The 8,329-nt window shown below is 68.7% G+C and carries 7 protein-coding genes; 4 read left to right on the plus strand and 3 right to left on the minus strand.

Annotated elements, in window-relative coordinates; all coding sequences use genetic code 11:
* The coding region (gene rsmI, locus FNH08_RS37610; protein WP_322726133.1) for a 16S rRNA (cytidine(1402)-2'-O)-methyltransferase at positions 1 to 841 on the minus strand (841 nt) is incomplete at its 3' end.
* Between the two features lie 92 nt (positions 842 to 933).
* Between rsmI and FNH08_RS37615 the strand changes: the two genes are divergently transcribed.
* Entirely contained in the window at positions 934 to 2,652 is a 1,719-nt protein-coding gene (locus tag FNH08_RS37615; RefSeq protein ID WP_152776022.1) for a dolichyl-phosphate-mannose--protein mannosyltransferase, read from the plus strand.
* Between the two features lie 376 nt (positions 2,653 to 3,028).
* On the opposite strand, the gene arr is transcribed toward FNH08_RS37615, so the two are convergent.
* The gene (arr, locus tag FNH08_RS37620; RefSeq protein ID WP_152776016.1) at positions 3,029 to 3,439 is read right to left on the minus strand and encodes an NAD(+)--rifampin ADP-ribosyltransferase; all 411 of its coding nucleotides are present in this window, start codon (positions 3,437 to 3,439) and stop codon (positions 3,029 to 3,031) included.
* Between the two features lie 242 nt (positions 3,440 to 3,681).
* Between arr and FNH08_RS37625 the strand changes: the two genes are divergently transcribed.
* Positions 3,682 to 4,101 carry a hypothetical protein gene (locus tag FNH08_RS37625; protein ID WP_152776017.1) on the plus strand — a complete coding sequence of 140 codons (420 nt, stop codon included), beginning with the start codon at positions 3,682 to 3,684 and terminating at the stop codon, positions 4,099 to 4,101.
* A gap of 58 nt (positions 4,102 to 4,159) precedes the next feature.
* On the opposite strand, the gene FNH08_RS37630 is transcribed toward FNH08_RS37625, so the two are convergent.
* Positions 4,160 to 4,558, minus strand: coding sequence for a peptidoglycan-binding domain-containing protein (locus FNH08_RS37630; protein ID WP_194238750.1), 399 nt, complete (start codon positions 4,556 to 4,558; stop codon positions 4,160 to 4,162).
* A gap of 298 nt (positions 4,559 to 4,856) precedes the next feature.
* On the opposite strand from FNH08_RS37630, the gene FNH08_RS37635 reads away from it, so the two are divergent.
* Together FNH08_RS37635 and FNH08_RS37640 are read left to right on the plus strand one after the other, a co-directional pair.
* A complete protein-coding gene (locus FNH08_RS37635; RefSeq protein WP_152776019.1) occupies positions 4,857 to 6,485 on the plus strand; it encodes a penicillin-binding transpeptidase domain-containing protein in 1,629 nt (542 codons plus the stop codon).
* Between the two features lie 100 nt (positions 6,486 to 6,585).
* Positions 6,586 to 8,289, plus strand: a complete 1,704-nt coding sequence (locus tag FNH08_RS37640; RefSeq protein WP_322726134.1) for a penicillin-binding transpeptidase domain-containing protein — start codon at positions 6,586 to 6,588, stop codon at positions 8,287 to 8,289.
* Positions 8,290 to 8,329: the final 40 nt, after the last annotated feature.

An 8,329-nucleotide genomic window follows, 5' to 3' on the forward strand; every position in this document is an offset into this window, starting at 1 on the left:
GCCCAGAACGCTTCGCAGCAACGACCGCATCAAAAACCACCCGCTTCGGCACACCCGCCTCCACAGCCACCGCCGCAATCGCCTCCTTACGCCGCTCCCCCGCCTCCTCCCGCACCCGCACCCTCCGCACCAACTCCTCCGCACCGATCTCCTCGGTCCGCTCGGGCGCCCCTTCCACCACGACCGTGATCTCGCCGCGCACCCCCTCGGCGGCCCACGAGGCCAGCTCGCCGAGGGCCCCCCGCTTGACCTCCTCGTACGTCTTCGTCAGCTCACGGCACACCGCCGCCCGCCGCGCCTCCCCGAACACCTCGGCCATCGCCGCGAGCGTGTCGTCCAGCCGGTGCGGAGCCTCGAAGTACACGAGCGTGCGCCGCTCGTCCGCGACCTCCCGCAGCCGCGACAGCCGCTCGCCCGCCTTGCGGGGCAGGAACCCCTCGAAGCAGAACCGGTCCACGGGCAGCCCGGACAGCGCGAGCGCGGTGAGCACGGCGGACGGGCCCGGGACGGCGGTGACGCGGATGTCCTTCTCCACGGCGGCGGCCACCAGCCGGTACCCCGGGTCGGAGACCGACGGCATACCGGCGTCCGTGACGAGCAGCACACGCGAGCCGGCCACCAGCGCCTCGACGAGTTCGGGCGTACGGGCGGCCTCGTTGCCCTCGAAGTACGACACGACCCGCCCGGAGGGCTGCACGCCCAGCGCCTGTGTGAGGCGCCGCAGCCGCCGGGTGTCCTCGGCCGCGATCACGTCCGCACCGGCCAGTTCCTCGGCGAGCCGCGGCGGTGCGTCCGCGATGTCGCCGATGGGGGTGCCTGCCAACACAAGGGTTCCTGTCACGTTTCCATCCTCGCAGGGGCCATACACGGGACTCCCACAGACGTGTTCCCTACGATGGCGCGGTGACCAGTACCGCGAGTACCGCGTCCTCCATGGACACCGGGCAGAGCCAGGCCACCGAAGAGCAGCGGCCGTCGTGGCAGCAGCGGCTGCGCCGTTTCGGATACACGGCGAAGCCCAGAAGCGACGTCCGTGACCGGCTGGTGCCCCCGTACACCCGCCCCGGCCCCCGGCTGTGGGCGGTGCTCGGGCTGCGCGAGGAGGTCGCCGTACGGATCACGCGCTGGTCGGCGTGGGGCGGGCCGCTGCTGGTGACGCTGCTCGCCGGGGTGCTGCGGTTCTGGAACCTGGGCAGCCCGAAGGCGGTGATATTCGACGAGACGTACTACGCCAAGGACGCGTGGGCGCTCATCCACCGCGGGTTCGAGGTCAACTGGGCCAAGAACGCCAATGACCTCATCCTCCAGAACAACGGCAACGTCCCGATCCCGACGGACCCCGCGTACGTGGTGCATCCGCCCGTCGGCAAGTACGTCATCGGCATCGGCGAGTGGCTGTTCGGGTTCACGCCGTTCGGCTGGCGCTTCATGCCGGCGCTGCTCGGGACGCTCTCCATCCTGATGCTGTGCCGGATCGGCCGCAGGGTCTTCCGTTCGACGTTCCTCGGCTGCCTCGCGGGCACGCTGATGGCGGTGGACGGGCTGCACTTCGTGATGAGCCGTACGGCGCTGCTCGACCAGGTGCTGATGTTCTTCGTGCTGGCCGCGTTCGGCTGCCTGGTGATCGACCGCGACAGGACGAGGGCGCGGCTCGCCGCCGCGCTGCCACCGGACGGCGACGGGGTGGTCCGCCCGAACGCGCACGTGGCGGAGAACACCCGCTTCGGACCGCGCCCCTGGCGGTGGATGGCGGGCCTCTGCCTGGGCCTGGCCTTCGGCACCAAGTGGAACGCCCTCTACATCATCGCCGCGTTCTGTCTGATGGCGGTGTTGTGGGACGTCGGCTCCCGCAAGGTCGCGGGTGCCACGCGCCCGTACGCGACGGTCCTCAAGCGCGACACGGGCCTCACGTTCCTGGCCACGGTCCCTGTCGCCGTCGCCACCTACCTGGCCTCCTGGCTGGGCTGGATCCTCTCCCCCGACGACGGCACGGGCGGCTACTTCCGCAACTGGGCGGCGACGGCGGGCAAGGGCGGCGACTTCACCTGGCTCCCCGACTGGCTGCGCAGCCTGTGGCACTACGAGCACGAGGTCTACGAGTTCCACGTGGGCCTGTCGTCGCCGCACACGTACCAGTCGAACCCGTGGAGCTGGATCGTGACCGGCCGCCCGGTCTCGTACTTCTACGAGTCCCCGACGCCCGGCAAGGACGGCTGCCCGTCGGACGCGGGCGAGAAGTGCGCCCGCGAGGTGCTGGCCATCGGGACACCGCTGCTGTGGTGGGTCGCGGCCTTCGCCGTGCTCTACGTGCTGTGGCGCTGGTTCTTCCGCCGCGACTGGCGCGCGGGCGCCATCGCCTGCGGCATCGCGGCCGGCTACCTCCCCTGGTTCATGTACCAGGAGCGCACGATCTTCTTCTTCTACTCGATCGTGTTCCTGCCCTTCCTCTGCCTGGCCGTCGCCATGATGCTCGGCGCGATCCTGGGTCCCCCCGACTCGACGGAACGCCGCCGCGTCGTGGGTGCGGCGGGCGCGGGCATCCTGGCTCTCCTGATCGCGTGGAACTTCATCTACTTCTGGCCCCTGTACACGGGCACGGCGATCCCGATCGACTCCTGGCGGTCGCGGATGTGGCTGGATACCTGGGTCTAGCTGCGCGTACGGCGTCATGCCGTGTGGACGCCGTACGCGGCGATGGCGCCTGTCCTCGGCCGCTCGTCGCGCGCCCTGGTCAGCAGGCGGCGAGGCGGTCGTACCAGCCCAGGACCCGTTCTGACCGGGACTGTCCCCGGCGGCGCGGAAGTAGTCCAACGCCCGCAGCACGTCGTAGTGCCACCGGGCCGGGAACGAGAAGCGAAGCCAGGCCGGGTCGGCAACCTCCCCCGTGCTCAGCCGCCGTCGCAGCAGGTACTGCTCACCGCGCCGCCGCACCTCGTCAGAGCTCTCGCTGCGCAGTGCGGGGACGGTGTGATCACACCAGCCACAGAAAGATCATCTCACCGTGACCCAATGGTCAAGGAACGATCCCTCAGTTGATGATTTCGGCGCGGTCGTCCAGGCGGATTGCGGCCAGCCGGTCTCGCCACGCCTGGAGAGCTTCGGGTGTCTGTCGCGTCCAGTCGGTGACCTCGCCAACGATCCGGAGCGGTTCCCTGCTGCGATAGGAGCGGGTGGGATTGCCAGGGAACTTCTTGTCGGTGACGTTTGGATCGTTCTCGAACTCCCCGGTCGGTTCGACGACGTACACTCGCGGGTCCCCGTCGCCGGCGGCGAGTTCGGCGGCGAGCCCCGCGCCGTCGCGCAACGCGGTGAAGTAGATGTGGTTCATCACGATTTCGGGCCGGTAGTTGGAACGGAAACCGGCGGTGAGGTGATCTCCGACCCGCAGCTCGGCCTTTGTGCCGTGAAAGAACGGCCCCTCGTCCAACGCCTCGTCCATCGCCACAGGTTAGCAACCCAGGCTGTCGTGACGGCGAGTTGTCCAGGACAGCTCGGACGCCGTGATCACACCAGCCACAGCAAGATCATCCAAAAAGAGGCCGTTGGCAGCTTGTTTCCAGCGTCGACTGGAAAGAATGTTCTGGTCTCAGCGTGTCCGTCGGCCCCTGATTCCTGAGGTCGGCCTCTACGGTCAAGGCCAGGGGGCTGGAGGCCGCGCGGACCCAGGTCGACGCACAGTCCGTGGCCGAGCACCAGCATTGGGTGCGAGAGCAACGGCGACAAGCCTGCTCGGACATCATGGACGCATACGGAACGTTCATCCTCACGGTCAACCGCATTGCAGACATGATCATGAATCACGTCCAACCATCGGACAGTGACATCCCGGCAATACGGATCGACGGGTGGAGACTCGTTCTCGCCGTCGACCGTGTACGCCTGTGGGGTCCGGAGGAACTTGCCACGTCGGCGCAGGGAATCCGCAGCGAGGCGCGCGAACTGATAGCGCTCGGATGGCAGTTGCGCGATGCCATGGCATCACCCGATCCGGATGCGCTTGAAGACTGGCTTGACCAGTGCACAACCAGGGCGGACGCAGCCAAGCAAGCGAGAGATGTGTTCACAGTCGCCGCGTACCAAGCGCTCGGTGACCGGACCTGAGCCGGACGGACAGAGCTCACGGCCCACACACGGCCCGAGTCCTGCCGAGTGTCGGTGATCAGCAGACGGTGTTGCTGGAGTTGGCCCAGAAGACCAGAAAGGACCAGGTCTGGGCTCCGACGAGCCCGTCCACGGTGATTCCGGCGCAGCGCTGGAACCGCTGCGTCGCCGATTCGGTGACCGGGCCGAAGTCCCCGTCCACGTCCACGTCGGTGCCTGTCATGGCGTTGTTCAGGTAGCACTGGGCCTGCTGGACGGCGCTTCCCGACGAGCCGGTCTTCAGCGTGGGTCGCTGTTTGGTGAAGTTGCAGACGTCGACGGATCCGTGTTCGGGCAGCGCCGCACTCACCGTCGCGCGAGGCGCCTCGGACCGGGCGCTCTGAGGTACCGCCAGGGCCGTGCCTCCTCCAAGGGCGAGAGAGGCCACCAGGGCCACGCCGGGAACCACACGTCGCATGTCCATCACCTCCACAAGGGACATCCTCAGTACCACCGTGCGCTTTCGCCCCAGAGGTCGCATCACGGAGGGGGAGCCGCGATGGTGGTCGGCCGGTCGCTCGCGGCGTTCACGGATGTGGCTGGATACCGGGGTCTGAGTCACGGATCTGATCCATCTTCGGTCAACTTTCGGACAACTCCTTCCACAGCTACCCCTCAGGTCGCTTAGAGTGCCGAGCGACCATGCTTTCTGAACATGTTCAGAAGCGGTTCAGGGGGTGCCGCCCGTCAGGGCGCCAACGGGGAGGAATCGCGCGATGCGCAAGGGGGCCAAGGCCGCCATTGTCGGTGGGGTGTTCGCCGTGATGGTGGGGGGAGCGGGGTACGGCGCGTACAACGTCGTGACCGCGCTGAGCGGGGACGGGGGTTCGGGCTCGGCCGACACTCCCGTGGTGAAGTCCGGGCCGCCGAGCGGGGACGAGGTCAAGGAGACGACGGGGAAGTTCTTCGCGGCCTGGGAGAAGGGGAAGGCCGCCGAGGCCGCGTCCTACACGAACTTCGAGTCCGAGGCCGAGGGACTGCTGGCCACCTACAGCGGCGACGCGCACATACGCGACGTGAAGATCACGCCGGGTACGACGTCCGGTCGGACCGTGCGGTTCTCCGTGAAGGCCACGGTGTCGTACGAGGGGAAGAGCAAGCCGCTCGCGTACGACAGTGAACTGACCGTCGTACGCGGGAAGACGACCGGCAAGGCGCTGGTCGACTGGGCGCCCTCCGTCGTGTACCCGAAGCTGCGCAAGGGCGACACGCTGTTCACCGGTGAGGCCGCGGCCCCGCCGATCAAGGCCGTGGACCGCAACGGCGTCGAGCTCACCAAGGAGAAGTACCCCTCCCTCGGGCCCATCCTGGACGCCCTGCGGGACAAGTACGGCGACGAGGCGGGCGGCAGACCCGGCGTCGAGCTGGCGGTGCGGCACAGCACCGCGGGGGAGGGCGACACCACGCTGGTGACCCTCGCCAAGGGCAGGGCGGGCGAGCTGAGGACGACGCTCAGCGCCAGCGCGCAGGCGGCGGCGGAGCAGGCGGTCGAGAAGTTCTCCGAGTCCTCGGTGGTGGCCGTCAAGCCGAGCACCGGTGAGGTGCTGGCCGTCGCCAACCACCGGAAGGACGGGTGGAACGCAGCCTTCCTCGGCGAGCTGGCACCCGGCTCCACGATGAAGATCATCAGCGCCGCCACACTCATCGACAACGGCATCACGACGGCGGCCGGACCGGCTCCCTGCCCGCCCACCGCCACCTGGCAGAGCCAGACCTTCAAGAACCTGGAAGGCATGGCCCCGAACGAGAGCGCGACCCTCTCCGAGAGCTTCGCACGCTCCTGCAACACCGCGTTCGTGAAGTACGCGGACGAGGTCCAGGTCGACTCCCTGACGAAGGAGGCCGAGGAACGGTTCGGGCTCGGCCGGAACAACTGGAAGGTCGGCATCCAGTCCTTCGACGGCTCGGTCCCCGCCTCCGGCGGACCGGACACCGCGGCCAACATGCTCGGCCAGGGCCAGGTGCAGATGAGCCCGCTGAACATGGCGTCCGTCACCGCGACCGCGATGACGGGCACCTTCCGCCAGCCGGTCATCGTCTCGCCTCGGCTCGACGACCGGCAGCTGGCCACCGCCAAGGGCCTGAAGGCGAGCACGGTCCAGCAGTTGCGTCAGATGATGAACCGCACCGCGACCAGCGGAACCGCCGCCGCCGCGATGTCCGGACTCGGCGGCAGCATCGGCGCCAAGACCGGCTCCGCCGAGGTCGACGGGCAGACGAAGTCCAACAGCTGGTTCACCGGCTACCGCAACGACGTCGCGGCCGCGGCCATGACCCAGGAGGGCGGCCACGGCGGCGACGCGGCCGGCCCGATTGTCGCAACCGTGCTACGAGCTGTCGGCTGACGTCACTCCTGTCACACCGGGACTCTAGTGTGGTGCCGTCGTTCTCGTAGAGGAGCGTGAGGGCAGCGGGGGCCTGGTAACAGCGGAGGAACGTAGGGCTGTGGGCAAGAGAAGGCGCGTCACCGAGGAAAAGAGCAGCACCAAACGCCCGGTCGTGGTGGGCGGGCTGATCGCCATGGTCGTCGTGGGCGGGGGCGCGTTCGGCGCGTACGCCCTGCTCGGCGGTGGCGCTGCGGCGGAGGACGGGTCGTCCTCCGCCGGCGACGCCAAGCCCGTGAAGACCGGCCCTCTGTCGGCCAGAGAAGTCAGCACCGCCGCCACGACGTTCCTCACCGCCTGGCAGGGCGGCTCCGTCGCCAAGGCGGCGGCCGTCACCGACGACTCGACGGCCGCCAAGACCGCGCTGACCGGTTTCTCCAAGGACGCGCACATCACCGATGTGACGCTCACCCGCGGCAAGCGCACCGGCGACAACGTCGCCTTCTCCGTGAAGGGCACGGTGTCCTACAAGGGCACCACCAGCAAGCCGATCGCGTACGAGTCGTCATTGACCGTCGTACGGCGCGCCAAGGACGGCAAGCCGTTGGTCGGCTGGAAGCCGTCGGTGGTGCACCCCGACCTCGGCGAGGGCGACCGTCTGGTCACCGGCGAGTCGGGCACGCCACCGGTGAAGGCGCTCGACCGGGACGGCGGCGAGCTGACGGCCGCCACGTACCCGTCCCTGGGGACCGTGCTGGACGGTCTGCGCGAGAAGTACGGCAAGAAGGCCGGCGGCAAGGCGGGGATCGAACTTCGCGTGGTCCACGCGAAGTCGTCGGAGGACGGGAAGGCGGGTGAGAAGGAGGACCAGAAGGCCTCGGACAAGACCCTGCTGGAGCTGAGCAAGGGCACGCCCGGGACCCTGAAGACCACCCTCAGCCCGAGCCTCCAGAAGACCGCCGAGCAGCAGGTGGCGTCGAAGAAGAAGGCCTCGGTCGTGGTGATGCGCCCCTCGACCGGCGAGATCCTGGCCGTGGCGAACTCCAACCCGAACTTCAACGTGGCCTTCCAGGGCTCACTCGCCCCCGGCTCCACGATGAAGGTCGTGACGTCGGCGCTGCTCATGGACAAGGGCCTCGCCTCGGCGGACAAGGTCCACCCCTGCCCGAAGTACGTGACGTACGGCGGCTGGAAGTTCCAGAACGACGACAAGTTCGAGATCAAGGGCGGCACGTTCAAGGCGAGCTTCGCGCGCTCCTGCAACACGGCCTTCATCTCGCAGGCCAAGAAACTGGACAACGACTCGCTGACGAAGGAGGCCCAGCAGGTCTTCGGGCTCGGCATGAACAACTGGTCCGTCGGTGTGCCGACCTTCGACGGTTCGGTGCCGGTGCAGAGTGCCGCCCAGATGGCCGCGTCGTTGATCGGGCAGGGCGGGGTGCGGATGAACCCGCTGAACATGGCGTCGGTGGTCGCCACCGCCAAGACGGGCGTCTTCAAGCAGCCCTACCTGGTCTCCCCGTCGGTGGACGACCGCACGCTCGCGACCGCCTCGCGCGCGATGCCGTCGAGCGTCCAGTCACAGTTGAAGGAAGTGCTTCAGTACACGGCGGCGGCCGGTACGGCGGCGGAGGCGATGTCCGGTCTGGGCCCCGACTACGGCGCCAAGACCGGCTCCGCGGAGGTCGACGGGCAGAAGGAGCCCAACGGCTGGTTCACCGCGTGGAAGGGCGACCTCGCGTCGGCGGGTGTGGTTCAACAGGGGGGCCACGGGAGTGAGTCGGCGGGGCCGATCGTGGCGGCGCTGCTGCGCGCGGGCAGCTGACCACGGTTCTTTTCCTCGCCCCCGCCGCCCCTACCCGTCC

Origin of the sequence: Streptomyces spongiae (assembly GCF_009377185.1) — a bacterium.
Classification (GTDB): Bacteria; Actinomycetota; Actinomycetes; order Streptomycetales; family Streptomycetaceae; genus Streptomyces; species Streptomyces spongiae.